General features: G+C 42.5%; 25 protein-coding genes and 1 pseudogene. 14 read left to right on the top strand and 12 right to left on the bottom strand.

Going from position 1 to position 25,230, the window contains the following annotated elements; translation table 11 throughout:
• Window positions 1–344 precede the first annotated feature (344 nt).
• On the top strand, window positions 345–1,184 hold the full coding sequence (locus ACOCD9_RS20585) for a phytanoyl-CoA dioxygenase family protein (protein ID WP_419548308.1): 840 nt from the start codon (window positions 345–347) through the stop codon (window positions 1,182–1,184).
• A 332-nt stretch (window positions 1,185–1,516) separates the two neighbouring features.
• Window positions 1,517–2,380, top strand: a complete 864-nt coding sequence (locus ACOCD9_RS20580) for a sulfotransferase family protein (protein ID WP_419548307.1) — start codon at window positions 1,517–1,519, stop codon at window positions 2,378–2,380.
• Window positions 2,381–2,754: 374 nt separating this feature from the next.
• Here the strand turns inward: ACOCD9_RS20580 and ACOCD9_RS20575 are convergent, their stop codons facing one another.
• Window positions 2,755–2,967 (bottom strand): hypothetical protein, encoded by a 213-nt coding sequence (locus ACOCD9_RS20575; protein WP_419548306.1) that lies wholly within the window; start codon window positions 2,965–2,967, stop codon window positions 2,755–2,757.
• On the opposite strand from ACOCD9_RS20575, the pseudogene ACOCD9_RS20570 reads away from it, so the two are divergent.
• Window positions 2,963–3,118: pseudogene (locus tag ACOCD9_RS20570) on the top strand (IS5/IS1182 family transposase); the annotation flags it as partial. The gene ACOCD9_RS20575 and the pseudogene ACOCD9_RS20570 sit on opposite strands and share 5 nt — an antisense overlap.
• 188 nt (window positions 3,119–3,306) lie before the next feature.
• Here ACOCD9_RS20570 and psb30 read toward each other — a convergent pair.
• Window positions 3,307–3,426: a photosystem II reaction center protein Ycf12/Psb30 gene (gene psb30, locus ACOCD9_RS20565; RefSeq protein WP_002736367.1), complete on the bottom strand. Its 120-nt coding sequence runs from the start codon at window positions 3,424–3,426 to the stop codon at window positions 3,307–3,309.
• A 175-nt stretch (window positions 3,427–3,601) separates the two neighbouring features.
• Between psb30 and ACOCD9_RS20560 the strand changes: the two genes are divergently transcribed.
• The 4 genes from ACOCD9_RS20560 (at window position 3,602) to arsC (ending at window position 6,287) form a co-directional block, all read left to right on the top strand.
• On the top strand, window positions 3,602–3,940 hold the full coding sequence (locus ACOCD9_RS20560) for an ArsR/SmtB family transcription factor (protein WP_002780506.1): 339 nt from the start codon (window positions 3,602–3,604) through the stop codon (window positions 3,938–3,940).
• A 125-nt stretch (window positions 3,941–4,065) separates the two neighbouring features.
• Complete coding sequence (arsB, locus tag ACOCD9_RS20555) at window positions 4,066–5,211, top strand: ACR3 family arsenite efflux transporter (protein ID WP_130756919.1); 1,146 nt, start codon at window positions 4,066–4,068, stop codon at window positions 5,209–5,211.
• A 9-nt stretch (window positions 5,212–5,220) separates the two neighbouring features.
• Window positions 5,221–5,868, top strand: a complete 648-nt coding sequence (arsH, locus tag ACOCD9_RS20550) for an arsenical resistance protein ArsH (RefSeq protein WP_419548305.1) — start codon at window positions 5,221–5,223, stop codon at window positions 5,866–5,868.
• Window positions 5,869–5,891: 23 nt separating this feature from the next.
• Window positions 5,892–6,287: an arsenate reductase, glutathione/glutaredoxin type gene (gene arsC / locus ACOCD9_RS20545; protein ID WP_419548303.1), complete on the top strand. Its 396-nt coding sequence runs from the start codon at window positions 5,892–5,894 to the stop codon at window positions 6,285–6,287.
• A 79-nt stretch (window positions 6,288–6,366) separates the two neighbouring features.
• Here the strand turns inward: arsC and ACOCD9_RS20540 are convergent, their stop codons facing one another.
• On the bottom strand, window positions 6,367–7,248 hold the full coding sequence (locus ACOCD9_RS20540; protein ID WP_287701960.1) for a universal stress protein: 882 nt from the start codon (window positions 7,246–7,248) through the stop codon (window positions 6,367–6,369).
• Between the two features lie 133 nt (window positions 7,249–7,381).
• A complete protein-coding gene (locus ACOCD9_RS20535; protein ID WP_002791926.1) occupies window positions 7,382–7,582 on the bottom strand; it encodes an NblA/ycf18 family protein in 201 nt (66 codons plus the stop codon).
• Window positions 7,583–8,144: 562 nt separating this feature from the next.
• Here ACOCD9_RS20535 and ACOCD9_RS20530 point away from each other — a divergent pair.
• Together ACOCD9_RS20530 and rpiA are read left to right on the top strand one after the other, a co-directional pair.
• Entirely contained in the window at window positions 8,145–8,672 is a 528-nt protein-coding gene (locus tag ACOCD9_RS20530; protein ID WP_287701958.1) for an RNA recognition motif domain-containing protein, read from the top strand.
• 72 nt (window positions 8,673–8,744) lie between these two features.
• Window positions 8,745–9,455 carry a ribose-5-phosphate isomerase RpiA gene (rpiA, locus tag ACOCD9_RS20525; protein WP_149985664.1) on the top strand — a complete coding sequence of 237 codons (711 nt, stop codon included), beginning with the start codon at window positions 8,745–8,747 and terminating at the stop codon, window positions 9,453–9,455.
• Between the two features lie 98 nt (window positions 9,456–9,553).
• On the opposite strand, the gene recF is transcribed toward rpiA, so the two are convergent.
• Entirely contained in the window at window positions 9,554–10,681 is a 1,128-nt protein-coding gene (gene recF / locus ACOCD9_RS20520) for a DNA replication/repair protein RecF (RefSeq protein ID WP_287701957.1), read from the bottom strand.
• 153 nt (window positions 10,682–10,834) lie between these two features.
• Between recF and ACOCD9_RS20515 the strand changes: the two genes are divergently transcribed.
• Window positions 10,835–11,407, top strand: a complete 573-nt coding sequence (locus ACOCD9_RS20515) for a DUF2808 domain-containing protein (RefSeq protein WP_287702006.1) — start codon at window positions 10,835–10,837, stop codon at window positions 11,405–11,407.
• Window positions 11,408–11,501: 94 nt separating this feature from the next.
• Here the strand turns inward: ACOCD9_RS20515 and ACOCD9_RS20510 are convergent, their stop codons facing one another.
• Complete coding sequence (locus ACOCD9_RS20510; protein ID WP_287701955.1) at window positions 11,502–12,146, bottom strand: Uma2 family endonuclease; 645 nt, start codon at window positions 12,144–12,146, stop codon at window positions 11,502–11,504.
• Between the two features lie 68 nt (window positions 12,147–12,214).
• Window positions 12,215–12,358, bottom strand: coding sequence for a hypothetical protein (locus tag ACOCD9_RS20505; protein WP_002780525.1), 144 nt, complete (start codon window positions 12,356–12,358; stop codon window positions 12,215–12,217).
• A 225-nt stretch (window positions 12,359–12,583) separates the two neighbouring features.
• Here ACOCD9_RS20505 and ACOCD9_RS20500 point away from each other — a divergent pair, with 225 nt between their 5' ends.
• Together ACOCD9_RS20500 and ACOCD9_RS20495 are read left to right on the top strand one after the other, a co-directional pair.
• Entirely contained in the window at window positions 12,584–12,760 is a 177-nt protein-coding gene (locus ACOCD9_RS20500) for a metallothionein (protein ID WP_287701953.1), read from the top strand.
• 29 nt (window positions 12,761–12,789) lie between these two features.
• Window positions 12,790–13,224 carry an ArsR/SmtB family transcription factor gene (locus ACOCD9_RS20495; protein WP_002754959.1) on the top strand — a complete coding sequence of 145 codons (435 nt, stop codon included), beginning with the start codon at window positions 12,790–12,792 and terminating at the stop codon, window positions 13,222–13,224.
• Here ACOCD9_RS20495 and ACOCD9_RS20490 read toward each other — a convergent pair.
• Window positions 13,221–14,009 (bottom strand): pentapeptide repeat-containing protein, encoded by a 789-nt coding sequence (locus tag ACOCD9_RS20490; RefSeq protein ID WP_012263945.1) that lies wholly within the window; start codon window positions 14,007–14,009, stop codon window positions 13,221–13,223. The genes ACOCD9_RS20495 and ACOCD9_RS20490 overlap by 4 nt on opposite strands.
• Before the next feature lie 201 nt (window positions 14,010–14,210).
• Between ACOCD9_RS20490 and ACOCD9_RS20485 the strand changes: the two genes are divergently transcribed.
• Window positions 14,211–17,273 (top strand): DEAD/DEAH box helicase, encoded by a 3,063-nt coding sequence (locus ACOCD9_RS20485; protein WP_419548302.1) that lies wholly within the window; start codon window positions 14,211–14,213, stop codon window positions 17,271–17,273.
• On the opposite strand, the gene ACOCD9_RS20480 is transcribed toward ACOCD9_RS20485, so the two are convergent.
• From ACOCD9_RS20480 to ACOCD9_RS20470, 3 genes are read right to left on the bottom strand one after another with little or no spacing between them, the layout of a single operon-like run.
• Window positions 17,270–18,151 carry a DUF6515 family protein gene (locus tag ACOCD9_RS20480; RefSeq protein WP_419548301.1) on the bottom strand — a complete coding sequence of 294 codons (882 nt, stop codon included), beginning with the start codon at window positions 18,149–18,151 and terminating at the stop codon, window positions 17,270–17,272. The genes ACOCD9_RS20485 and ACOCD9_RS20480 overlap by 4 nt on opposite strands.
• A 21-nt stretch (window positions 18,152–18,172) precedes the next feature.
• On the bottom strand, window positions 18,173–18,949 hold the full coding sequence (locus ACOCD9_RS20475; RefSeq protein ID WP_419548300.1) for a DUF2092 domain-containing protein: 777 nt from the start codon (window positions 18,947–18,949) through the stop codon (window positions 18,173–18,175).
• A gap of 33 nt (window positions 18,950–18,982) precedes the next feature.
• Window positions 18,983–19,645, bottom strand: coding sequence for a potassium channel family protein (locus ACOCD9_RS20470; RefSeq protein WP_287701944.1), 663 nt, complete (start codon window positions 19,643–19,645; stop codon window positions 18,983–18,985).
• 1,115 nt (window positions 19,646–20,760) lie between these two features.
• On the opposite strand from ACOCD9_RS20470, the gene ACOCD9_RS20465 reads away from it, so the two are divergent.
• Window positions 20,761–21,480 carry a choice-of-anchor R domain-containing protein gene (locus ACOCD9_RS20465; protein WP_419548299.1) on the top strand — a complete coding sequence of 240 codons (720 nt, stop codon included), beginning with the start codon at window positions 20,761–20,763 and terminating at the stop codon, window positions 21,478–21,480.
• Window positions 21,481–22,174: 694 nt separating this feature from the next.
• Here ACOCD9_RS20465 and clpB read toward each other — a convergent pair.
• Window positions 22,175–24,835: an ATP-dependent chaperone ClpB gene (gene clpB, locus ACOCD9_RS20460; protein WP_419548298.1), complete on the bottom strand. Its 2,661-nt coding sequence runs from the start codon at window positions 24,833–24,835 to the stop codon at window positions 22,175–22,177.
• Window positions 24,836–25,230: the final 395 nt, after the last annotated feature.

Here is a 25,230-nt window from a genome sequence, read left to right as displayed (position 1 = left end):
CATATAGCATAAGCTTTTCATGGTTTTAGCTCGAAAAAGTTCGCCGCACCATCTCTCACTTATTAATAATAATTCCTAGTAAGCTCGCTCCTATCCCTAATTCTTTCGTTAGCTTTTTGCCTAGAATCGCTAGATCTATTTCTAGCGAGAGAAGCCAGAAGCCTTTGTTGGCAAGTTTTCTAGCTCGCTTGTCCCTCTGTCAGATGAATTACACTATAATGTGGAAAATGAGCGAACCGTCAGCATTCAGTAGCGTCCGCTTGACAAATATCAGTTTTCTAAAATAGACTACTCTCTAGAGAAATTAGTTAAATGGAAACATCGTATAAATCGCCAATTTAAACATGAATAACCAAGAAATAGCTTTTTTTAATGAGCATGGATTTGCAGGACCTTTTACCCTGCTTACAGAAGAGGAAATGAAACTTGTTTATTGTGAAATACTAAAAGGTATAAACATACTCAAGTTTTTCACTAATAAAAAATATCGTGTTTATGAGAAAAGAAATAGACACTTAGACCTACCTTTAATATCCCGCCTGTGTTTACATTCTGCCATCGTAGAAAGGGTATCTAAAATACTCAGGACTGACGATTTAACTTTGTGGCGTTCTAATCTATTTTTTGCGATGTTAGGTAATGGAATTTCGTGGCATCAGGATGTATATCATGGGTTGCTTTCAGATACTGATAACCATATTTCTGTCCATTTAGCTATCAACAAAGCAACACCTGAAAGCTGCCTTTCTATTATTCCAGGAAGTCACAAACTTGATCAAGAGGATCTGAAAAGTAAATACGGATTAGAAATGCTAAAAAGCAGCGATTCTGGAACCTATGGTGTGCCTTTTTTCAGATTAAATACGCCAATTCAAAAATACTTCTACAAGATACTCTTAAACCCAGGAGAGTTTTTTATTTTCCATCCACGACTCGTGCATACCTCACAAAGAAATAGTGATAGCTTAGGCTATCAACAGATTCAAGATACTACTAAGAGATTTTTGACAGCTTCCTCTATTATCATAGGACAAATCCCACCTTCAGAATGGCTGCGCGTCGGACTGGGAATACGCTTCACGACACCAAATGTAAAGGTTTTCCCAGCCGCTTTCGCGGAAACCCAGCCACGTAATGATAGGTGTGTTTTAATTAAGAGTATTCCTGAATCGCACTCCGGGTAAGCAACTCACATAAAGTTCATTTTGTCAAGGATTGTTAAGATGCGTCAGCAATTCTCAGTTTTAGACACAGCAAGCCTTTTAGGGATTTAAAGAACATTTTAAAGGGGGATTTCAATGCCACTGGCTGGGCTCTTCTGGTTTCTGTGTGGAAACGAGGTCTATACTGATAGTTTCTTCCACAAAATAGTCCTAAAAGTCTTGCCCAGTAAACATTTCACGATTCTATAAGCAAAAATTATCACACAAAGTCGAGAAGAGCCAACTTTGTCAATACCTCAGTAACGTGAAAAGCGCTAAAGTTAAACTTATAACACGAAGAATAAGAGAGCCACATGATCGACCAACTCGTTAATTTATTGAAAACCTATGATAGTCCTCAGTCGTTAGTCCGAAATATCTCTTGGCGTTTTCCTGTCACAATTAGCGATATCAATACTGTTTTTGTTGTAGGTTGTCCGCGAAGCGGTACTACTTTGCTACAAAGGATATTGTCAACACACAGCCAGCTTTTTAGCATACAGGGTGAGACTGGTTTTTTTTCTTATCAGAATATTTTTAGCCCCCGGAGAAAACACTTCGGATTACCCAACAAAAAACTGAAACAGTTGTTCAATAATTCCGTGGATATTGTTGATTTCTTTGCCCGAGGAGTAACTTTACTTTCGCAAGAAAATGGAGGAAAAAGATTCGTTGAAAAAACACCTCAGCACATTTTACATTTACCATTTATTTTCAAACATTTTCCTAATTCATCGGTCATCCATATTCTTAGAGATGGTAGGGATTGCTACTGTTCGTCAAAATCACACCCAAACGTCCCCCAAAACAAAAATATTAAGGTTTTTGCTAAATATTGGAGAAAGTGTGTCAGAGTTCCGCTAAATTATCAAGATAACAAGAAACTCTTGACAGTTAAATATGAGGAACTTGTGAGTAAGCCATGGCTAGAGATACCAAGAGTAATGAATTTTATTAGTCTAGAAGCTGAAGAAGTTCAGTTTGATCCGACTTTCATTGGGAATGATAACCGTGCCAATTCGAACGTTTTTAGACGACTACGAGAACCAGTTAATCCTGGTTCTGTTAATCGTTGGACTTCAGAGTTAACGGGTTTTGAAATAGAACAATTTGAGAAAATCGCAGCCGAGGAACTGATGTTTTATGGATATGCTCTGAAAGGGACTTCCAGAGAATAAAATACCCAACAAAAAAATATAAAAGTGTTTTTTTGAAAAAGTAATTATTTTTCTCTAGGAAAACAATAAGTCCCCCATTACAACCTATTTTTCCTGAAAAATAGGCAGCACAAACTTTTGTACTTCCGAGCTTTTTCGACTATAACAAGGACAAGTTAAAGAGACTCTTCGGTTTGTGTTATGCAATGGACGGGGGTTATAAGGGATGGAACCCTTATAAAGAAAGGCATTTAGCGATTTTTGTCAATTGTTTTTTATCTAGAGCGAACTAATCAATTAAGTCTCTTGCCAGATAAGGATTTAGTCGATTTATGCCCCTCTATCGAACCATAACAAGTAACGAAGAGCCGTTAAAGAATCAAAGACAACAGTTTTTAGCTAACCATCTTAGTTATAGTCATTTCAATTAATATTGAGAATATCGCCAATTGGCTCTTCCAGGTTTGGTGGGTAAAATGTATTCTAAGATACAGTCTTGCAGGCGAGTCAGTGGAAGGAACCACAGAGACACAAAGGACACAAAGGACACAAAGATTGATCGCTACTATATAAGTTAAACTTATCACACAAAGTCGAGAAGAGCGCATAGTTATAGAACATATTCATCGTCGTCTCAAAATATTTCGGATACTTTCATCGAGATACAGAAATCGCAGACGGCGATTTGGTCTGAGATTGAATTTGATTGCTGGTATCTACAATTACGAACTTCGTTACCGACAAAAGGATATATCTTGATTACTTTTGCAATAGAGCTTATGAGTTGGGAGTCGAGACAAGGGAGCGGCAAGAGGGGAGAATAAATGAAAGCAATCTCCTGACTCCTGACTCCTATCTCCTGACTCCTGACTTTTAGACAAAAAATCTCCCCCTAAAGAGGAGAGAAGTCAAAAAAAGCACGAATAACAATGGGGGGGAGGCGGTTTTTATAGGTCGCCACCACGAAAAGCTAGTAGGAAAATGACAAAGGGGCCAGCTAACATGATTAGCGCCACGAAGGTGAGTTGAAAAATGGGTTCTAAATTGAGAGCCGCAAATAATTCCATGATGTCTCCTAACCTGTTTACAATGATTTTAAGGGCTAATCTGGTCAAAACCATTGTCTATCATACAGGGGATGATTCGCTGGTTTTCCTGATTCGATACAAAAATACATAAAGTTTTGTTGCAATTCTGAATTTTCCCGCTTTCCTATTTCCTTCCCACCGAGGGACCATCTCAATGTTCAACTCTCTGACCACATCTCCCGACTCGTTAACCCAAATTTACACTGGTTTTCAGGCACTCTCGGATCCCCTACGGCTGCAAATTTTGCAACTGTTGCGACATCAGGAATTATGCGTCTGTGAATTGCGCGATCATCTCGATATCGCCCAATCTAAACTATCTTTTCACCTAAAAACGCTAAAAGAAGCCAATTTAGTCCGCAGTCGTCAAGAGGGTCGTTGGATCTACTACAGCCTAAATCTATCTCAATTTCTTCTCCTAGAAGAATATCTATCGGAATATCGTCGTTTTAGTTCCCTCGTCCCCGCTCGTTTCTGCGAGGAAAATCAGTAACCAATCAAGATTTTTAGAAATATTAAAGCTTTATAACTAGCTTTTCCTCTTGACATATCAACTTTTTTTGAAATAATAAAGGTGGATTACCCAATCTCCCATTATTCTCTTTCCACCTTTGTGCGATGACTAATCAAATCAATCCTAAAGCCGCCAAAGCTGGCGGTAGCCTTAGTATTTTTGAAAAATACCTTACCCTTTGGGTTATTTTCTGTATTTTGGCGGGAATTGCCCTCGGTCGGTTATTTCCGGACGTAGCGCGGACTTTAGATGCCATGAGTATCTATAACGTTTCTATTCCGATCGCCATCTGTCTTTTCTTCATGATGTATCCGATCATGGTTAAGATCGACTTTTCTCAGGCTCTCCGGGCTGCCCGTACTCCCAAACCAGTTATTTTAACTTTAGTGGTTAATTGGCTGATCAAACCCTTTACCATGGTGGCGCTGGCTCAATTTTTTCTCGGCTGGCTGTTTCTGCCTTGGTTGAGTCAAACGGAGATTATCCGAGGACAGACGGTAAGTTTAGCTAGTTCCTACACTGCTGGAGCTATTTTACTAGGAATTGCTCCCTGTACGGCCATGGTTTTGATGTGGGGCTATCTTTCCTACAGTAACCAGGGTCATACCCTAATTATGGTAGCAGTCAATTCCCTAGCGATGCTTTTTCTCTACGCTCCTCTAGGTAAATGGTTACTGGCAGCTAATAATTTTGTAGTCCCTTGGCAGACCATTGTTTTTTCTGTGTTAATCTACGTTGGTTTACCGCTTATTGCTGGTATCTATAGCCGTCACTGGATTTTTAAACATAAAGGACGGGCCTGGTTTGAATCGCGTTTTCTTCACTATCTCAGTCCTGTGGCAATCACTGCCTTATTGCTAACCTTAATCCTCCTCTTTGCTTTCAAAGGCGATTTAATCGTCAGTAATCCCCTGCATATTTTCCTGATTGCTATTCCCCTGTTTATTCAAACTAATCTGATTTTTTTACTTAGTTATGTGGCCGCTCTCAAACTCAATTTAGTTTACGAAGATGCGGCTCCCGCTGCTTTAATTGGTGCTAGTAATCATTTTGAGGTAGCGATCGCCACTGCGGTGATGTTATTCGGATTGAATTCGGGGGCTGCTTTAGCGACAGTAGTGGGGGTATTGATTGAAGTACCTGTGATGTTAATGTTGGTAGAATTCTGTAAAAAAACCGCCTTTTGGTTTCCCAGAGATCCAGAAAAAGCCACCCTTCTCGATCCTCGTTGCTTGAGTTCTTACAAATAATTATTCACCATGATCCAATCGACTCACAAACCGAGAATTCTTTTCCTGTATGGTTCTTTGCGGGAACGTTCCTACAGTCGTTTATTAGCAGAAGAAGCTGCCAGAATTATCACTGAATATGGGGCAGAAGTGCGCTTTTTTGATCCCCGTGAATTGCCGATTTATGGCAGTGTTCCCGATACTCATGCCAAGGTGCAAGAATTACGAGCATTAAGTCAATGGTCCGAGGGTCAAGTCTGGTCATCTCCCGAACTTCACGGCAATATTAGCGGCATTATCAAAAACCAAATTGATTGGATTCCCTTGAGTATTGGTGCGGTTAGACCTACCCAAGGCCGCACCTTAGCAGTCATGCAAGTAAGCGGAGGTTCCCAATCTTTTAATGCGGTTAACACTCTGCGAATTCTTGGTCGTTGGATGCGAATGTTTACTATTCCTAATCAATCTTCGGTGGCTAAAGCTTATCAAGAGTTTCACGAGGATGGCACGATGAAAGATTCCCCCTATCGAGATCGAGTTATTGATGTAATGGAGGAACTTTATAAGTTTACCATTCTCCTGCGAGATCAGGTAGATTATCTGACCGATCGCTATAGTGAAAGGAAGGAAAAATTCGCCCAAGAAATAGCCACAATTGCCCATAAAGCTATTAATTAAATCAATTTCTAGGAGTTAAAATCATGAAAAAAGTCATGTTTGCCTGTAGAAAAAATTCCTGTCGTTCCCAAATCGCCGAAGGTTTCGCTAAAACTTTAGGTGCGGGTAAAATTGCCGTCACAAGTTCCGGATTAGAAGCGGCCAAAGTTCACCCCGGAGCAATCGAAGTTATGCAGGAAATTGGTATCGATATTACTGACCAAACTTCTAAACCAATTAGGGATTTTAATCCCGAAGATTATGATGCCGTTATCTCCCTATGTGGTTGCGGTGTCAATCTGCCGGAAGGATGGGTTTTACAGGAAATTTTCGAGGATTGGTTAATTGATGATCCCGATGGTCAACCCATGGAAACTTTTCGCCGAGTTCGCGATGAAATTAAGGCTAAAGTTATCGGATTAATCGAGCAGTTAAGTTAATTTTCCCAAAAAATTTTCGGCTCTTCTCTCTGTCCTTTGTGTCTCTGTGGTTTATCCCCAAGAGGATCTTTTTTCTAACCTATCCCTTCGGTGAGAAAAATAATAAGGGGAACCACAGTTGATGAAGAATATCTTCATTAATCCGACGCACTGCTAACCATTCCAACATATTGGAACGATGGCAGGTGGCCACAGCGATCGCACTGATGTCATCTTCTTCTGCTGCCGTCAAAACTTCTAATACAGGTGTTCCTTGTCGCACTTGGCTCTGTACTTGCAAACCGAGTTTTTCTAGTCGCACTTGCACCGATTCTAATTCCCGACGGGCATCATTTAAACGAGATTCGGTGACACTGGGATCGCGACTGATATTTTCCACTACCCGGACGAGGAGACATTGCTCAAAAGAGCCGGGGGCGCGGGTTTTGGCGTATTTTTCCATCTGTTCAATTAGATAAATCGCGTCGGGACTGCCATCGTAGGGAATTAATAAATGTTTCCAGAGATGCTGACAGCGCAGGGCCAATTCATCGCGAGTATAAACTGATAATAATTGCGGTCGGAAAATCAGCAGCGGAATATCGGTCATACCTGCGATCGCTAAACTGGTACTACCGAATAATTTTTCTTGGACGGCACCGCGCATGGGATTTCCCATCAAAATCACGTCAATAGAGTGATGCGCGAGGATTTCCCGCACGGCATCCACGGGACGACGGTTAGAGATTTCGACAATAACTGTCATACCGTCGGGAATATTTGCTAAAGCTGGGGATAATTTTTCTTTAGCCGCGTCAATTTTTCCTTGATCTACGGCAGCTAGGGTGGGTTGTTCCCAAACCGGAATACTGTGGAGGAAGATAACTTGTTTTAAGCCGCTCAGGGCTAAGTGTGGCACACAATGGACAAGACGATGGAGACCATCGAAAAGATCTGTACAGATCAAAGCGCGCTCGAACATAAATTAACCCCTAGCAATTCGGTTATTCTTCCCTAAGAATAGCTAAAAAGGTGAAGAAATGCGCCCCGCATCCCTAGCTCGTTTCCGGAGAAACCCAGCCGGAGAAAGAGGTCGCCCGCAGGGGTGAAATGAGTTACTGGGAGGCCCAGGGATTAGAATCTAGACCCCACTGGTGTTTGAGAAAAGCTTTGTACATATTTTCCCTGACCATCATTTGTTCGTAGAGCTTGATCAGGAAATCCTGCGCTTGCTCCTGACTCATTTTTTCTACCTGAGTCTGAAAAGAACGAATGTTGAACTGTTGTTCTAAGGAAAGTTCGATCGGTTGAGACATGGTGTTCCTCCTCGATGAAGACAGTGGTTGATAACAAGCGAGATTGGTGATCGGTATCACCTTTTTTAACTAATGTAACAAATACTTGACAAAGTGTCAATGTATCTGTAGAGAGGGTTTTGCTTTTTTCCTCCCGTTAGCTAGGATACCCCGCCGCCAAAAGGAAAGAAGCATATAATGATACATTTAGCAAGAGTTTTCATAAAATTTTGCTTACTGTGAACAAATACTTAAGTAGTTATACTTAGGCAGCCCAGAGCGAGAGAAAATATTTGACAAATTGTGTAAACATTCTGTAATAATCGAAGAGAGCGACATAAATCGGGTAAGTTGAATGATTAGCCCTGTTAACAGCTAAAAAGCGTAACTCCTAGATTCCGTTACTCTCGTTGAAATCGTTAAGGATAGTCGAAATTGACGGCCACAGCCGCTATCGTGCAGAAACTACAAGCTTATCGCTGGGAAACATCTTCCTTAGCTCTGTTTGCCTTAAAAAAATCAGGATACAGGCACGGAATGTCGCACAAGTTTTTACATCAACCTATACTTGGAGGAATCCATCATGTCCGTTCGTCTATACGTTGGTAATTTGCCCAAAGAATCCGTCGAGCGCGAAAAATTACAGGCGCTTTTTGCCGATGAAGGGGATACGATTACCACTAAAGTCATCAAAGACCGCAAAACCGGCAAATGTCGCGGTTTTGCCTTCGTTACCGTCCCTAGCGATGAACTAGCCGACCAGTTTATCGAAAAATACAACGGCCAATCCTTCATGGAAAACCCGATCAAAATCGAGAAAGCTCTCCCCCGCAGCAAGGGAGGTAAAGAAGAAGAAGGGGAAGAAACAGAAGGCACGGAGGCAAGCGTAGAAACCCCAGAAAAAGTCGAAAGACCAACTCCGAAACCGACGACGGCAGCACCGCGCAAATCCAGTGGCGGCGGCGGCGGCAAAAAACGCAAGGCTGAACGGGGTAGCAGCAGTACCCCGAAAGTTACCGGTGATGGTGACGCTTTACAGCCGGATCCCCGTTGGGCCAATGAATTGGCTAAACTCAAGGAAATGTTAGCAGCTCAGGCCACTAATCCCTAATTGCATTGACAAGAGGGCAAGGGATAGCCGATAACTAAGAGGTTCAAAACATCGCTTTTAGGAATGTGCATCATGACAGCAATCGATCCGGTCATTCTTATGAAACAGGAGGTCGGTAAGGCCGCCGCTAATCTAGTTCAATCTAATTCAGTCGTGGGATTGGGAACTGGTTCAACGACGGCCTATGCGATCGAATATTTGGGCGCTAGACTGCAAAGCGGGGAAATCAGCAATATTGTCGGGGTTCCTACTTCTTTTCAAGCGCAAGTTTTGGCTAGGAAGTACGGAATTCCCCTCACTACCCTCGATGTCATCGTGAAGATGGATATCGCCATCGATGGGGCCGATGAGGTGGATCCCCAGAAAAACCTGATTAAAGGTGGCGGTGCCGCCCATACTCAGGAGAAAATTGTCGATAGTCTCGCCGATATTTTCGTCGTGGTAGTGGATGGCAATAAGCTGGTGGATAAGTTGGGATCGACTTTTCTTTTGCCGGTGGAAGTGTTACCCATGGCCATGACTCCAGTTATGCTGAAATTAGAGGCCCTCGGTGGTAAACCTTCCCTGCGCATGGGAGTGAAAAAAGCTGGCCCCGTGGTGACAGATCAAGGCAATTTAGTTATCGATGTTAAATTTGATAGTATCGATGATCCGGCTGATTTGGAAAGAACTATTAATAATATGCCGGGGGTTTTAGAAAATGGTTTATTTGTCGGGGTTGCTGATCTGATTCTCGTCGGTGAAATTATCGACGGTAAGCCGGTAGTCCGCGAGATTAGGTAGGATTAATTATTCTTAATCTAATAGTGAAACAGGCCTGCGGCCTGTTTTGTTATTATGGGTATATACAGACAAAGAGCAAAATAAAGAGAGGCTATAGGCTAATAAAAAATATGTCCCTTTTTGACAGAAAATATCTGGGAAGATTGCAACCAACGGGACTCAAAAGAACTGAGATGAGTGGTGGTAATTAAAGTTTGAAAACGGTCTTCGATCGCATCTAATAATTGATTTTGTCGTTCGATATCTAATTCGGCTAAAACATCATCGAGGAGTAGTAGAGGAGGTTCCCCGATAATCTGCTCTAATAACTGTAATTCCGCTAATTTCAAGGCTAAAACTAAGGTTCTTTGTTGTCCTTGGGAACCGTAGGATTTAGCGGGGTTTTGGTTAATTAAAAAATCCACTTCATCCCGGTGCGGACCGACTACCGATGTCCCTAGTTGTTTCTCTGCCAAACGACGGGTTTCAATCTTATCTAAAAAAGCCCTTTGTACCCCATTGACATCATCTTCTAGCCAAGGCACATTGGGAACATATTGTAATTCTAAAAATTCCGTTTTTCCGCTAATACTTTCGTGCCATTTTTGGGCTAAAGGAATTAATCTTTGCAGGACTCGCGCTCTTCTTCTCGTTACTCTTGAACCAGTTTCTGCTAGTTGTAAATCCCAGAGTTTTAGTTGGGATAAATCCGCATAAACTTTTCCCTCTAATTCCTGTTTACGAATCTCTTTTAAGAGAGCATTTCTTTGTCGTAAAACCTGATTATATTGCTGTAAAATATGAACGTATAGGGGTTCTAATTGAATTAATAAAGTATCTAACCAATCTCGGCGAGCTTCCGGACCACCGCGCACTAAATCCAGATCGAGACTAGAAAATTGTACCGCATTAATCACGCCCAAAAAATCGAGATGACGGCGCAGGGGTTGACGGTCGCGGATCACGGTGCGACGACCGGAAGAACGGAGAATTAAACTTAATTCTGATGCTCCATAAAGACGATTAACCCTAGCAAAAATTCTCGCCTCCGAGTCCGATTCTAGCACCAGATCCCGATCCTTGCTGACTCGATGGCTCTTGAGAGTGGACAAAAGTTCGATCGCTTCTAGTAAATTGGATTTTCCCTGAGCATTGTTGCCCAATAATATTGTTTTTTTGGACTCGAATTTTAGCACCTGTTCGGCATAATTTCTAAAACTGTGAAGGTGCAGGTGTTCTAGATACATTGCAAGTTGGGGGTTGGGGAATTATGAAGTGGGAAGTGGGAAGTGGGGAGAAAACAGCTGATAACTGATAACTGACAACTGATCATGGCAGCGGTGTTAAGTGAATTTGGTATAATTCCCCTTGACAATCAGTATTTTATAGCAGCTTTTACCTTGAAAATTCCCTTTTTGCCTTTAAAACAGATTGAAAGTCTGTCTAAGCTGGCTTTGATGGCTATACTCGCTTTTGATGCTTCTGTCTCTCTCGCAGGACAATTTCCCGATGGCAGAATATTTTTTGAGAGTTCTCCCACTCTGGTTAATTTCTCCGCTACTTTCCAATCCGTGCGTGCTTGGGGAGCAAAATACTATCTTACCATCGCTCTACCGCCGTCTCTCGGGGCGCCCTTGGGCAAAGTAACCATACAACAGCAGCCCAATATTCAAACTATTGCTTTTCTTCTCGATCAAACCTTTGCTTTTCTTGGCGATCGCAATCAGCGAGGCGAAAAATTAACCCTAAAATCCACTACTTTTGACCCCAAGACTCAGACGATCACGGTCATTTTTGATCCTCCTGTCCCCCCCGGTAATACCGTTTCCATCGGTCTGAAACCAGTACGAAATCCCGATTATGGTGGTGTCTATCAGTTTGGAATTACTGCTTATCCCCCCGGGGAGAATTCTCCCGGATTATATCTAGGTGTCGGACGTTTAGCAATTTATGAGGCTGGCGATCGCTGGTAGGCTGTTCCGCGTCTAAACACAGTGAGCAGTAAACAGTGAGCAGTAAAAAGACAGTAGAAAACCTCAGTTCCCTGACTTCGTTGTACATTTGAAGTCAGGTATTAAGCGTTTGCTTGACCCAAATTCGGAATTGTTTTAATGCCATTGCACTACCTATTTTTTGACTATTTTGTAGCGTTTCTGGAATTTTTTCTATTAGATTAAATTGAGGAAATAGTCGGCTTTGGCAAGATTCAACATATTCTGATCCTTGCAAAACATTGATTTCCAGTCTCTCTCCATTATATCGCCACAATTCAGGAACACCCAATCGCTCATAATTATTAAATCGGGTTCGCTTAGTGATATCAATTTCAATTGCTAAATCGGGAGGGGGATCAATAGCCAGATCAAGTCGCTTTTTTCCCCTGATAGCAGCACAATTTCCGATATAAAAAGACTCATCTGGTTCTATTCCTTGATCCATTTGCTGATTTTTAAAGGTTGTCGATCCAGCGGGTTCATAGTCTAACTCTAATTCATCCAGGAGAACTTTAACCAAATCCCCGATTAAAACTTTGGTGTTTTCATCAATAAAAAGAGGAGTCATTGCTTCTAAAGTTCCTTGACTATAAGATAGACGAATTGACCGTCGATCTCCCAATTCGTCAAGAATTTTTTCATAATCTTGCCAAGTGAGTGAAGTTAACAACAGGCGGTCGCCTGGGGTAACAGTTAGTTGTTTTAATGCTAATAACATCAGAATTTGTCGGCTCAGTTGTTATGATTGGGCGGTTTAGTCAGTATTTAACTTTTTTCTACCTTAGACTATATTATAGCGTTTCCTAAGCTAGTGAGGTACACCTGTTTTTCTTCCCCTTCCCCTTTGCCTTTTGCCTCTTGCCTTTTGCCTAAAACCCATAACTTTTGTACCTCAGCAGACTGAAAAACGCTATATATAGCAGTTTTCATCAGAATGAGGCATGGGCAAGGGGCTTAAACTCTTTGTTGGCAAAACTTGTTGATACCTCAGTAACGTGAAAATCTCTATATGCAAACTGAAAACTCAAATCTGATCACTGATCAAGGAGAACTTCCCACCCGTCTGAATTTTAGAAAAATTTAACTTTATTCAATCCATGAACATCTGTTCAGATGTTATACTAAAGTCAGTAAAGAAGTTCAGAGGTAGTAACCATGATCGCTGTCACCACCATGAAATGTGCTTGTGAATCCTGTACGTGTCAAGTATCGATCGCCGATGCCATCAAAGAAAACGATAAATACTACTGTTGCCAAGCTTGTGCCAATGGTCACGTTAACGAGAACGAGAAAGGCGGTGGACACCAGGGCTGTTCTTGCAGTCAAATTTAGTTATTGGGGAGAAGGGGACAAGTATCGGCATGGAAGATTTGATCGATACCTCCCTTTCTCAACTTTCCCTTAATAACCGATCAGGAAAAAATATGGCCCTAGAGAAAATAGCGCCGGTTTGTGGGGAATCCCATCACCAAGAGGCGAAATTCCAGCACTTGCAGGGATTAGAAATCGAAAAAGCCCAAAAAATGGCCGAATTTTTCAGCCTTTTGGGGGATGCCAACCGCCTCAGAATTCTGTCGCTTTTAGCCAAACAAGAATTATGTGTTTGTGACTTAGCCGACGACTTAGGGATGAGTGAATCGGCCGTATCGCACCAGTTAAGAACCCTAAGAGCCTTAAGATTAGTTAAATACCAAAAACAGGGACGGAGAGTCTTTTATCGTCTTGCCGATCACCATGTTCTTGACCTTTATTACGCGGTCTCGGAACATTTAGAAGAGCCAGCGGACGAGGATTAAAACAGTCCCAAAGCGGGTAAAACAAACTGTAAAAGCAGAGAACCAATCCCCTGCACCATTTGGTCTAATTGAGCATTGCCACCACCTTGTTCTCGCGGTTTTAGGGCGATTTCCATGCCTTTAATAAAATTCTCTGCCGCTTCGTAACCGGGGGTATTACCTTGTCGTTCAAAGAGAGTCGAAGCCATTTGAGCGTCCTGGGCCGCTAGAGCATTTTGTCCCAGACGATAGTGAGCCATGGCCCGGGCCAGATAAGCTGGAGCATATTCCGAGTTAATTGTCAAGGCTTTATTAAAATTTTCTATAGCGGCGCTGGTGCGTCCCTGTTTTCCTTCCACCATCCCTAGACCATAGAATAGTTCAGGAGTACCGGCACTACTGGGAATTCCCACCGCACCCTGCACGTATGCAGTGTCTAGTTTGGTGTTGTCGAGGTTAGCATTATTGAGATAAGTGCCTCTTAAATCCGCACCCGTCAAGATTGCCCCGGTTAAGTTCGCTCCAGTGAGATTAGCACCAAAAAGAGAGGCTCCAGTTAAATTTGCGCCACTCAGATCCGCCCCACTTAAATTAGCTTGACTAAGATTGGCCCCGACGAGATTGGCCCCATTTAATTTTGCCCCGACTAGATTCGATTGCACTAACCCCGAACCGCTCAGATCGCATTGGGGACATTTTCGGGTGGATAATAATTGCTGTAGGTGGTTTAAATCTTCCCCATAACCAACTAGGGAGAAGTTCAGGGGAAGACTGAGGACGAGGGTTAGGGCGATCGATTTGTACATAGTTTAAAAAGAACTCTATTTATTCTTATTGATAATAACCATGCGATCGGGGCTAATCGCTTAACTAGATTCTGCTTGAGAAATCAGCCCTTGTCCACTAAAATAGAAGATTAGAGGCTCTTAACGTCAGAAGCAGTGACAAAATCGAGATTTATTACCTTTTCAACAGCAAGTTTTTTAGAGGAATTTCCCTATTTCATAATGACTACTCTACACGGTAATTGGCTGATTGGTTCGCAAGATAGTGTTTTTTTTCTTTGGGGTGAACAGTGGCAAGGGAAAGAATTAAGTGAAACAAAGGAAAATCATCCTTTTTGTCTAGAATCTGGGGAATTAGCCCAATTTATCGAGAAATTTTCCCCTCAGCTTGACTGCTATTCTCCAGAATCAATCAAGCTCAGTTTGCCTAGTTATTCCCCCCCTAGGAAAAAATATTTTTTACCGCTGCTGTCTGGGCAAATTCTCGAACCCACAGCTAAATCCTTGTCTTGGCAACCATGGCAGATATCAGGATTAACTTTTTCTGCGGGGATGATAATACAGTTATGGGAGAAATTACCCCTAGCTAAGGCCGAATTTATCGGCAATGATCTACGATTTTGGCTGTATTTGCACCGTTGGAGTTTAGATTTATTAGCAAGGGGAAAATTTTTAGCGGGAATAAATCAGGGTGAAAGTTGCTGGTATCCCCTGCTAGATAGTACCATCGATCGCACTCGTTTAGCTAAGTTTGTCCAAACCATCCCCCCGGTCTGTCTTGCCTATCAAGAAAATAGCGAACCACAAACAATTATTCTCGATTGCTTAAAAAATATTGTCGATGCTCGTTTGCGACAAAAGATAGATAGTAGTGTTAATATTTCCCCCTCATTGATGGTGAAACCTTGGCTACAATCTTTAAGCGGTGATCATCATGAGATTGCCTTAGAAGCCAAGAATTTACAGCGTCTAGAAAATGCTTATCATAACTGGGTGTTTCCTATCCAAGAAAGTTTGGTTAATGGCAATAATCGCCAATTAATCGAGAATCAATACCGTGTCTGTTTATCTTTACAACCTCCCAGTTTAGGGACAGCGTGGAAACTCACCTATTATTTACAAGCGTTAGATGATCCCGAATTTCTCATTAGTGCCAAGTTGATTTGGTTAGAGGGGAAAGAAAGTTATCATAGTTATCAAAGAGTTGTCAATAATCCCCAGGAAATTCTCTTAAAAGGATTAGGATTAGCATCGCGATTGTACGAACCGATTAGAATTAGTTTAGAGCAGAGACACCCGGAGGAATGTTCACTTGATTCGATCGAAGTTTATCAGTTTATTCGCTCGATCGCTTGGCAATTGCAAGATCAGGGATTAGGGGTAATTTTGCCCACGGGTTTAACTGCCGGTAGTAATGAACAAAGATTAGGAATTAAGATTGCTGCCAGTGTAACTCCCAAAAAAGGAGAAAGATTAAGTTTAACCAGTTTATTAAACTTTCAGCTTAAATTAGTGGTAGGGGAACAGGAAATATCGAAAAAAGATTTTGATAAGTTATTAGAGAAAAAATCGCCAGTGGTGGAAGTGGGAGGCAAATGGTTAATCCTACAACCTACGGATGTCAAAGCAGCTCAGGCAATTTTAAATAATACCATCGCTCCCCTGAATCTCTCGGTGGAGGATGCCCTGCGCTTGAGTTCAGGAGATAATAATCTAATTGCTAAACTGCCGGTAGTTAATTTCCAAGCGGAGGGATCATTAAAGGAATTAATTGATAATTTAAATAACAATCAAGGGATTCAATTAATCAACCCACCGCGGGAATTTCGGGGAGAATTACGCCCCTATCAACTCAAGGGAGTTAGTTGGTTAGCTTTCCTAGAAAAGTGGGGTTTAGGTGCTTGTTTAGCCGATGATATGGGTTTAGGAAAAACCCCGCAATTAATCGCTTTTTTACTAGCATTAAAAGAAGAGGATATGTTAGTTAATCCCGTGTTAGTGGTGGCTCCCACTTCTGTGGTTAATAACTGGGAACATGAGTTAAGAAAATTTGCTCCCACCCTGGCGGTTTTTGTGCATCATGGCGAAAAAAGATTAAAAGGTCAAGCTTTTGCTCAAGAGGTAAAAAATAAATCGGTTGTTATTACCAGTTATCCTTTAATCTATCGTGATCTGTCCAGTTTAGAAGCAGTACAATGGCAAGGTTTAGTTTTAGATGAAGCTCAAAATATTAAAAACTCTACGGCTAAACAATCCCAAGCAGTGCGAAAAATACCCGCAGGATTTCGGATTGCCTTAACGGGAACTCCCGTAGAAAATCGCCTGACGGAATTGTGGTCAATTTTGGATTTTCTCAATCCCAATTTTTTAGGAACTCAAACATTTTTTCAGCGTCGTTTTGCCCTTCCCATTGAAAAATACGGCGATCAAGAATCGCTGCATAATTTGCGTTCCCTCGTCCGTCCTTTTATTTTACGGAGATTGAAAACCGATAAAAATATTATTGAAGATTTACCAGAAAAACAGGAAATGAATATTTTTTGTGGTTTATCGAAAGAACAGGGACAACTTTATCAACAATTAGTCGAGACAACGCTCCAGAAAATTGAAGAAATTCAAGGAATTCAGAAACATGGATTAATTTTAACCTTGCTAATGCAACTAAAACAAATTTGTAATCATCCCGCCCATTTTTTGAAAGAAAATAGTTTAGAAACCAGTCAAAGATCGGGGAAATTATTACGCTTAGAAGCCATGGTAGAGGAAGTGATAGCAGAAGGCGATCGAGCTTTAATTTTTACACAATTTGCCGAGTGGGGAAAACTCCTACAAACCCATCTCCAGAAAAAATTAGCCGAGGAAATATTATTTCTCTCCGGTTCTACCAAAGCAAAAGATCGGGTAGAAATGATCGAGAGCTTTCAAAATGATCCCCAAGGACCAAAGATTTTTATTCTCTCCCTGAAAGCAGGGGGAACAGGATTAAATCTAACCCGCGCTAATCACGTTTTTCATATCGATCGTTGGTGGAATCCAGCAGTAGAAAATCAGGCCACCGATCGCGCTTTTCGCATCGGACAAAAACGCAATGTTCAGGTACATAAATTCATCTGTACGGGAACCCTAGAGGAACGCATTAATGAGATGATCGAAAGCAAAAAACAATTAGCGGAACAAACCGTAGATGCTGGGGAAAATTGGTTAACAGAATTAGATACCGATCGCCTGCGAGATTTATTATTATTAGATCGATCGGCAATTATTGATGAAGAAGAAACCGATTAGAAGCGAACCACCTGATAAACCGTGGAACCATTCTCAAACAGGGGCTGATAGTAGATACCGCTACAATTGTAATAAAGCGTATTGTCAGCCGTAATTGTGGTGCAGCCGTCTGGGATATAGGTGACAATTGCGCCGATTGGCGGGGCCACCACCGTGTAGGAACTGCCGCTAGGCTGAAGATAGATGCCGTCCGAGTAAATGTAGGAAGTGGAACCCACATAGACGGTATTGTAGTAGGGGGGGAGAGTAGCGATCGCTGAACCGATGACTAAGCCAGTGGTTAACCCTACCCAACCCCAACCCGGGGGGACGTAATAACCGCCACCGTACCAACCGCCACCACGCCAGTAACCGTTGCGATTATCGTCAATAAAGTTCTGACGGTTCTGTTGGCGATCGCCAACCTGCTGCTGCCGTTCACCCTGTCTTTCCGTGCGTTCCCCTTGACGGTTTTGTTGACTGGTTTGCCGTTCACCCTGTCTTTCGCTGCGTTCCCCTTGACGGTTTTGTTGACTGGTTTGCCGTTCACCCTGTCTTTCCGTGCGTTCCCCTTGACGGTTTTGTTGACTGGTTTGCCGTTCACCCTGTCTTGCGCTGCGTTCCCCTTGACGGTTTTGTTGATTAGTTTGCCGTTCTCCCTGTCTTCCAGAAAAATCTCTAGAGGGTTGGGAACGATTACTAAAATTCCCTCGGTTTTGCAGATCACTACTGCGGTTAACCCGTGGGGAAGCTCCACCACCGCCACGACTACCACCGCCACCGCCACGACTACCGCCGCCACCGCCACCGCGAGCGTCCACATAATCCGTGATCAGTAAACTTGTACCCAAGAGGAGGGCGGCAAGAACACATAAGTTTTGACATAAAGATCTTTTCATGGCCCGGACTCCTTGATTTTTTTATGGCTGGGATTGATTATTCCTAGGGGGTAGAAGTTCGATAGGGATCGACTCTGATCCCGGTTGGAAAGTGAAAGTATCGGCGGGTGTACTGGGATTAAAATTCCAGTCGGATAATATTGCCGTGTACTGGGGTGAACCGGGTAGAGTTTTATAGGTAATAATCGCTTTCCTCAGTAGGGGGGTGGCATCCTGCGTGACCCAGATTTGATAATCGCGATCGCTACCGATCAGCAGCAGGTGATACATTTGTTCACCATTAACCATGTTGTTGCCGATAAAAATAATTTGCCTGACATCGGCCATTAGATCTGCACAGGGATCGTTCGCTGCCAGATTTGACATGGGAATGGTGATCCCGTACCTTTGCTCTACTTGGTCTAAGGCTTCATCTAGAGTATTCGGAGCCGGTTTCGTGACGTATAGATCCCGTTCCATATCCGCAAGGGTGAAGGTTTTACCATCGTAAAAAAAGCGGGTAACTCGTTCATCCCCAGTGTAGTCCGAGCGCAGGCGATCGGGTTTCTCTACCCAGATGTTTTGATAGGCACTGTACTGAACTTTTGCCCCGGAGTCGAGTATATCGTCATAGGTGACATCCATATTGACGGTGAACGATCGCTGTTTGGTTAAATTAGCACAGAGCTGCTCGATCACCTGTTCCGCCGTTTTTGGGCGGATTTCCTGGGATAGAGTCGGTATTTCCGCCAAGACTCCTGCGGCAGTGACCCAAGGCAAAAGTAAAGAAAGAATCGGCATAAAGCGACGCATAATCATCTAATATTCCCCCAAGGCGATCGATTGTTTTGGTTAACGACCATTGTGTAAACTGACTAAACGAGCGATAAAAACGGCGGGATAGAGAACTCCAGCCATTCCTTCTAAATTGGCCAAAACTCTAGCGACTTTACTGGTAGGAACGATATCACCGTAGCCAACCGTAGCTAGGGTAGTAAAGCTGAAATGAATTATATCCGCCTGGTTGACGGTTTTAGCGGCGGAGCTAAAGGAATCGGGTTCGAAAATCTGAACAATACTATAAGCGGATGCCCAGAAAAATCCTAGGAGAAAATAGACACAAATTCCCCCTTTGATGATATCGGATGTTACCTGTTCGGCGAGAATTAATTCTCGTAAAATCGAGTACACGCATAAACTAATAAAAGCTAGAGAAATTAATGTACTAGACAGATCGAACCAACCGGTTAAATCGCTATAAATAGGGATAATCCTGCCGAATACTCTCAGGATAAGTGCAATTACAAACAGACTGATATTACATCTTAAAGCCAATTTACTGCGATCGATCTGATAGACGGCGATGATCAGGGAGAGGGAGAAGAAAAAGAAAATCAGCAAATCTCCCAGGGGTAGATATACTAAAAATGGGTAAATAATGTAGAGCAAGACTAGATTTGCCAGCAGCCGATTGTATTTATTTTCTGTTGCCCGCATCAATTGACGAAATTTCATAGCAGCGAACCTTTAATTGACTTAACCATATATCAACTCTCGCTTTGAGGGCTTTTCTCTCTATTCTAACTTATCCCTCCTCTGACAGAAGAGGGATAAGTTAGATCTTAGCGTCCAGATTTTAGCATATAGTACAATTAATACTAAATCTCGTTATAATACTTGACTAACTATCATTGGCTAACTTATCATTAATTGTTATCAGCTGTTCAAAACAGGATTTACTATTATTTTAGTCAGATTTAATCCCCATCGTTTTTTTTTAAGAAAAAACCAACAGAGTCACTAGCAGTAACAGTGTCAGATTAGTCGAAAAATAAAGTAACTTTGGGATTAAGTTGTTTTTATAATGCATCCATCAATTTTGATATTAGAAGTAAAAAGGATGGCATTAATCGCTACTAAAAGTATCCTTATATCGCTCTTCTGGAACTCTGGCAAAAATCTTACAGTCTCTCAACTCTGGCTCTCTTATGGGGTAAGCCTTCAAGCGAGTGCTGACTAACAGAAACCCGAAATTTGCCTAGATGCGGTCAGGGATTTGCGAAAGTCCCAGAAGAGGGATAGCTATGGCTAAAAGTCTTACAGAGCCTGAGTTAAAGCGATTCAATACTAATGAACTGCTAAATGCAAACTCCTGAAGTCCTTACGCAGATAGGGTTTGAGGTAAAAATTTTCAAATTTGACCCTTCTACCAATATAACTTGTTCCGGGGCAGAAAACCAGCAAAAACATGGCTACAGAGGGAACCGCTTACTCTAGAGATTAATGACACCATCTGTTAGAATAAGGTTAGCGATCACTATACAGCCAACTCTACGGAATCGCTCTACTCCAGATACAGTCAACGGTACAGCGGCTCGACGGCTCGACTGAGCTTCGCCGAACGTCTGAGCATCGCCGAACGTCTGAGCATCGCCGAACGTCCATTTTCAAGGGGAAAAGGGTTTTGTTGATTTTTTATTATTTCTCTATGGGGAAAGTCCAGATTTACCTTATCAGAAGCTAGGAATCTATGCTAAGTTATTGCAAGGATTATTTACTGAGGTAGCCCTCAGAAGATAAACCATCAATGGAAATCAACTTTATCCTTTTTAACCTTGAGAGTTTGAAAAATGACCAAAAATCAGCAACTTTTGGCGAAAATGGGGGGGAGCAGCCTTGCTCTCCTTCTTTCCTTTAGCTTAGGACAACAAGCTTCTGCCGCCACCCTCGTTAGCAACCTACCTCCAACAACTACAAGTCTGAGTATAGGAGGCGCAGTAAAAACTGATTCATGGCTACGTTCAAGTTTTACAACTGGCGGTGGCAGTTATGGTTATACTCTTAACTCGGTCACTCTTCAGTTCCGGCAAGACACTGCAGATGCCAATTTATTTGTCCGTCTCTATGAAAACAACGCTGGGGTACTCGGTAACCTGATAACCAGTTTTATTAACCCTATTTCCATTAGCACTAGCTTTCCCGACGGAGCCAACACCACCTTTACCCTTACTACTCCGCAAACATTAGCCGCTAACACTTCCTTCTGGTTGGTTGCTGGGATTGATGGCCTAGTCGGCACTGGTGGAGAATATTCATGGCGTGGTACTAACTCTTTTGACCAAGCAGGGGAGCCTGGCTGGTCGATTGGTGATAATTCCCTTTTTAGTCCTAATCAAGGACTTAGTTGGGTTCCTTCTACTATAGCTAACGCTTTTCAATTCAGCGTTGACGGGACAGTAAACACTTCTCCCCCTACTAATATTCCCGAACCGGGTTCCGTTGTTGCCTTGTTAGGACTAGGCGGATTGGGGTTAGCCTCTAGGCTGAAAAAACTCTCTACTCGTGCTTAGAAATTAGCTGAATGGAAACATCTTTCCGTCATCGATGATGCCTTAGTAAACGAGGGTATATCCTAATGATTCCCTGGTTTTCATTGGTAAATCTTCTTGACATTATCGTGATATAGGAATTTATCAAACCACGAGCAACTTTAAATGAGAACAAATTACCGCTAATTTTTCGATCAAGAAAAAGTCTTTCTCACGCAAGTTTTCCCGTCTCGAAGTGTTAGCGGTGTGTTTTTTTATTATTGAACCAACGAGAAAAGCACTTTCGTCTCTTCTCGAATTTTTGTGACAAGTGTGCCATAATCTTCGAGAAGTTTAGCAGCCGCGAGTGCCACCTAATCTCCCTCTCGGTAGAATTCTGGGAAAAGAACGGTGGAGGGAAATTACGGTTAAAAACTTTTTCTATATACATGACTACCATTTTAGCAAATAGGCTTCATCCTTTTCTATTAAGAAATATTACAATAAACATGGGGACATTAAGAGAAGTTAATGGGTGTATACATTGACGGATAAGGGTTTTCAGCTATTGTAGTAGATATGTATGTGGTAAGTTCAGGAATAAAAAAACTTGAGGAAATTCTTCCTCTGGCGGGATGTTACTAGACTAACCGTCCAAGGGAAAAAATAGGATTCTTTTTGGACATTTTTGGCTTTTACGGTAAACTCAGAGGGGGAATATATCCCCTGTCTGGTTTTAATCCGAACTGAGGTTAACCACGGCTAATTCTAATGTTGTCCCTTCCTTTTCTAGCTCCTTTTTGCTAAAACTTAACCCTTCATCCAAACAATCAATTACCACCGTATCCCCTTCCATAAAAGCTTGTTCGAGAATTTTTGTGGCTAAAGGATTCTCTAACTCCCGTTGGATAGCGCGTTTTAAAGGTCGCGCACCGTAGGTGGGGTCGTAACCAACAGTAACAATATGATTTTCTGCGGCCGTAGTTAATTCTAGATTAATTTTTTGTTCTGCTAATAATCTTTCCAGACGCTGTAATTGCAGACGAACAATGTAACGCAATTCTTCTTTTTTCAGGGTATGGAAAATAATTAAATCGTCGATACGATTCAAAAATTCGGGACGAAAATGACTCCGCAAAGCTGTTAAAACCCGTTTCCGCATCTCCTCATAATCGGCATCTTCGGAAACATTTAAAATATGGTCACTGCCAATATTACTGGTCATGACGATAATCGTATTCCGAAAATCCACCACGCGCCCCTGAGAGTCGGTAATGCGCCCATCGTCAAGCACTTGTAATAAAATGTTAAAAACATCCCGATGGGCTTTTTCCACTTCATCCAATAAAACCACAGAATAGGGACGACGACGCACTGCTTCCGATAGTTGTCCTCCTTCCTCGTAACCCACATAACCCGGAGGAGCGCCGATTAACCGCGAAACCGCGTGTTTTTCCATGTATTCCGACATATCGATGCGAACCATGGCTTCTTCGGAGTCGAACAGTAACCCCGCCAAGGCCCGCGCTAACTCGGTTTTACCCACTCCTGTGGGTCCCATAAATAGGAATGAACCAATCGGACGGGAGGGATCTTTCATTCCCGCACGTGCGCGTCGAATCGCCGCTGCTACTGCCGTGACCGCTTCATTTTGTCCGACCACTTTTTTCTGTAAATGAGACTCTAATTCTAATAATTTTTGTCGTTCCGATTCCATTAAACGATTGACGGGAATTCCCGTCCAACGGGCAACTATTTCGGCGATATCGGCATCAGTTACCTGTTGTCTTAACAGGGTTGCCCCGGCTGTTTGAATCGTTTCTAGTTCTTTTTCTTTTGCTTCTAATTCCCCTTGTAAAATTTCTAGTTTGCCATACTTTAATTGTGCCGCTTTATTGAGATCATAAGCTCGTTCAGCCTGCTCCACCTGTAGGCGCAATTGTTCTTCTTCTTCTCGCAATAATTTAATTTCCTCGGCGATATGTTTTTCCGTTTGCCATTGGTCAGCGAGAGGCTTTTGTTTACTTTCTAATTCCTCAATTTCTTCGATAATTCTTTCTAAACGATCTTGAAAAGCTCGATCCTTTTTCTCCTCTTTTTCTAAGGAGAATTTTTCCATCTGTAACTGCATTAAGCGACGATCTATCATTTCCAAATCGGCGGGTTTAGTGGTACTTTCTACCTCTAATTTTGCCGCCGCTTCATCGACTAAATCGATCGCTTTATCTGGTAAAAAACGATCGCTAATATAACGATGGGATAGGGTAGCTGCTGCCACTAGGGCCGAATCAGTAATTGTCACCCCATGATGCACCTCATAACGTTCTTTTAAACCCCGGAGAATTGAGATAGTATCCTCCACGGAAGGTTCCTTAATATAAACCTGTTGAAAACGTCTTTCTAAAGGGGGATCTTTTTCAATATGATTGCGATATTCATCCAAAGTTGTCGCCCCAATACAGCGCAATTCTCCCCGAGCTAACATAGGTTTTAATAGGTTGCCTGCATCCATCGATCCCCCTTCCCTAGAACCCGCACCGACAACGGTATGCAGTTCATCAATAAAGAGAATAATTCGCCCTTCTGATTGGGTCACTTCTTTCATGACTGACCGCAATCTTTCCTCAAATTCGCCTCGATATTTTGCCCCGGCGATTAAACTTCCCATATCGAGGGAAATTAACTGACGATTTTTCAAAGATTCGGGAACATCTCCGTTAACAATCCTTTGGGCCAATCCTTCAGCGATAGCGGTTTTTCCTACCCCCGGTTCACCGATTAAAACTGGGTTATTTTTAGACCGTCGCGAGAGGACTTGCACCACCCGTCGAATTTCTTCATCACGACCGATAACCGGGTCTAATTTGCCTTCTTTGGCCGCTGCTGTTAAATCCCGGCCATATTTATCTAAAGCTTCGTATTTTTCCTCTTGATTGGGTTCAGTAACCTTTTGAGTACCGCGAATAGCTTTGATAGCTAATTCTAAATCTTGGGGGTCAAGATTGAAAGTACGTAAACATTTCCGGCCCACCCTTTCATCTTCGGCAAAACCGACGAGAAGATGTTCGACGGAGATAAATTTATCTTGCCAACTTTCCCGGGATGCTTCCGCTCGATCGAGCAGCAGATCCAGACCACGACCTAGGTATAATTGATCGACGATGGCCACTTTCGGCTGTCGGTTGGTGAAGACTTCTAGCTGTTGTTGCAGTCGGGGAATTTCTATATTAGCTTTTTGTAAAATCCGGGTGGCTAGACCGTTATTCTGCTCTAGGAGGGCAATAATAACGTGTTCCACCTCTAAGGTCTGATTTTTAAAGCGTCGCGCAATTTCTTGCGATTTAACGATCGAATCCCAAGCTTGTTCGGTAAATTTATTCGAGTCTGTGGGTTGCATTCTGCACCAATGAGGAAAGCCAGTGTCAGAGGTATAGTATAGCAAGGAGTCTCGATCGATCACAAAGTTCCAGACTCGAGAAAGGGACTGACTTGAAAGAGGGTGTGAGGTGTAGGGTGTAGGGTGTGGGGTGTAGGGTGTGGGGTGTAGGGTGTGGGGAGAATAAATAAAAAAGTCTCCTATCTCCTATCTCCTATCTCCTGACTCCTATCTCCTGACTTGAAAATAGAAGCTGAAATAAGGCAAATTCGTCAATCATACTAAATCCGTTGAGTATAGGCTACATATCAGGAGAGGCACTCCTGCGAGTGAAGTGACTCTCAAATTATTACAGATGCGTCAGCGGCTGCGTGTAAGCATCCCACCGAAAAACTAATGCGCGGGGGGTTTGGGGG

This window comes from Microcystis sp., from assembly GCF_048564745.1.
Lineage (GTDB): Bacteria > Cyanobacteriota > Cyanobacteriia > Cyanobacteriales > Microcystaceae > Microcystis > Microcystis ichthyoblabe_A.
This window is presented reverse-complemented; position numbering and strand designations above follow the sequence as displayed.

Excerpts from the sequence above, each read along its gene's own strand:
- ACOCD9_RS20485 (WP_419548302.1), top strand. The coding sequence starts at position 14,211 with ATGACTACTCTACACGGTAATTGGCTGATTGGTTCGCAAGATAGTGTT.
- ACOCD9_RS20575 (WP_419548306.1), bottom strand. The coding sequence starts at position 2,967 with ATGCGCTCTTCTCGACTTTGTGTGATAAGTTTAACTTATATAGTAGCG.
- recF (WP_287701957.1), bottom strand. The coding sequence starts at position 10,681 with ATGTATCTAGAACACCTGCACCTTCACAGTTTTAGAAATTATGCCGAA.
- ACOCD9_RS20580 (WP_419548307.1), top strand. The coding sequence starts at position 1,517 with ATGATCGACCAACTCGTTAATTTATTGAAAACCTATGATAGTCCTCAG.
- arsB (WP_130756919.1), top strand. The coding sequence starts at position 4,066 with ATGACTAATCAAATCAATCCTAAAGCCGCCAAAGCTGGCGGTAGCCTT.
- ACOCD9_RS20480 (WP_419548301.1), bottom strand. The coding sequence starts at position 18,151 with ATGAAAAGATCTTTATGTCAAAACTTATGTGTTCTTGCCGCCCTCCTC.
- ACOCD9_RS20475 (WP_419548300.1), bottom strand. The coding sequence starts at position 18,949 with ATGATTATGCGTCGCTTTATGCCGATTCTTTCTTTACTTTTGCCTTGG.
- psb30 (WP_002736367.1), bottom strand. The coding sequence starts at position 3,426 with ATGGAATTATTTGCGGCTCTCAATTTAGAACCCATTTTTCAACTCACC.
- ACOCD9_RS20500 (WP_287701953.1), top strand. The coding sequence starts at position 12,584 with ATGATCGCTGTCACCACCATGAAATGTGCTTGTGAATCCTGTACGTGT.
- clpB (WP_419548298.1), bottom strand. The coding sequence starts at position 24,835 with ATGCAACCCACAGACTCGAATAAATTTACCGAACAAGCTTGGGATTCG.
- ACOCD9_RS20490 (WP_012263945.1), bottom strand. The coding sequence starts at position 14,009 with ATGTACAAATCGATCGCCCTAACCCTCGTCCTCAGTCTTCCCCTGAAC.
- ACOCD9_RS20540 (WP_287701960.1), bottom strand. The coding sequence starts at position 7,248 with ATGTTCGAGCGCGCTTTGATCTGTACAGATCTTTTCGATGGTCTCCAT.
- ACOCD9_RS20470 (WP_287701944.1), bottom strand. The coding sequence starts at position 19,645 with ATGAAATTTCGTCAATTGATGCGGGCAACAGAAAATAAATACAATCGG.
- ACOCD9_RS20495 (WP_002754959.1), top strand. The coding sequence starts at position 12,790 with ATGGAAGATTTGATCGATACCTCCCTTTCTCAACTTTCCCTTAATAAC.
- ACOCD9_RS20505 (WP_002780525.1), bottom strand. The coding sequence starts at position 12,358 with ATGAAAACTGCTATATATAGCGTTTTTCAGTCTGCTGAGGTACAAAAG.
- ACOCD9_RS20530 (WP_287701958.1), top strand. The coding sequence starts at position 8,145 with ATGTCCGTTCGTCTATACGTTGGTAATTTGCCCAAAGAATCCGTCGAG.
- ACOCD9_RS20560 (WP_002780506.1), top strand. The coding sequence starts at position 3,602 with ATGTTCAACTCTCTGACCACATCTCCCGACTCGTTAACCCAAATTTAC.
- ACOCD9_RS20535 (WP_002791926.1), bottom strand. The coding sequence starts at position 7,582 with ATGTCTCAACCGATCGAACTTTCCTTAGAACAACAGTTCAACATTCGT.
- arsH (WP_419548305.1), top strand. The coding sequence starts at position 5,221 with ATGATCCAATCGACTCACAAACCGAGAATTCTTTTCCTGTATGGTTCT.
- ACOCD9_RS20510 (WP_287701955.1), bottom strand. The coding sequence starts at position 12,146 with ATGTTATTAGCATTAAAACAACTAACTGTTACCCCAGGCGACCGCCTG.
- ACOCD9_RS20465 (WP_419548299.1), top strand. The coding sequence starts at position 20,761 with ATGACCAAAAATCAGCAACTTTTGGCGAAAATGGGGGGGAGCAGCCTT.
- ACOCD9_RS20585 (WP_419548308.1), top strand. The coding sequence starts at position 345 with ATGAATAACCAAGAAATAGCTTTTTTTAATGAGCATGGATTTGCAGGA.
- arsC (WP_419548303.1), top strand. The coding sequence starts at position 5,892 with ATGAAAAAAGTCATGTTTGCCTGTAGAAAAAATTCCTGTCGTTCCCAA.
- rpiA (WP_149985664.1), top strand. The coding sequence starts at position 8,745 with ATGACAGCAATCGATCCGGTCATTCTTATGAAACAGGAGGTCGGTAAG.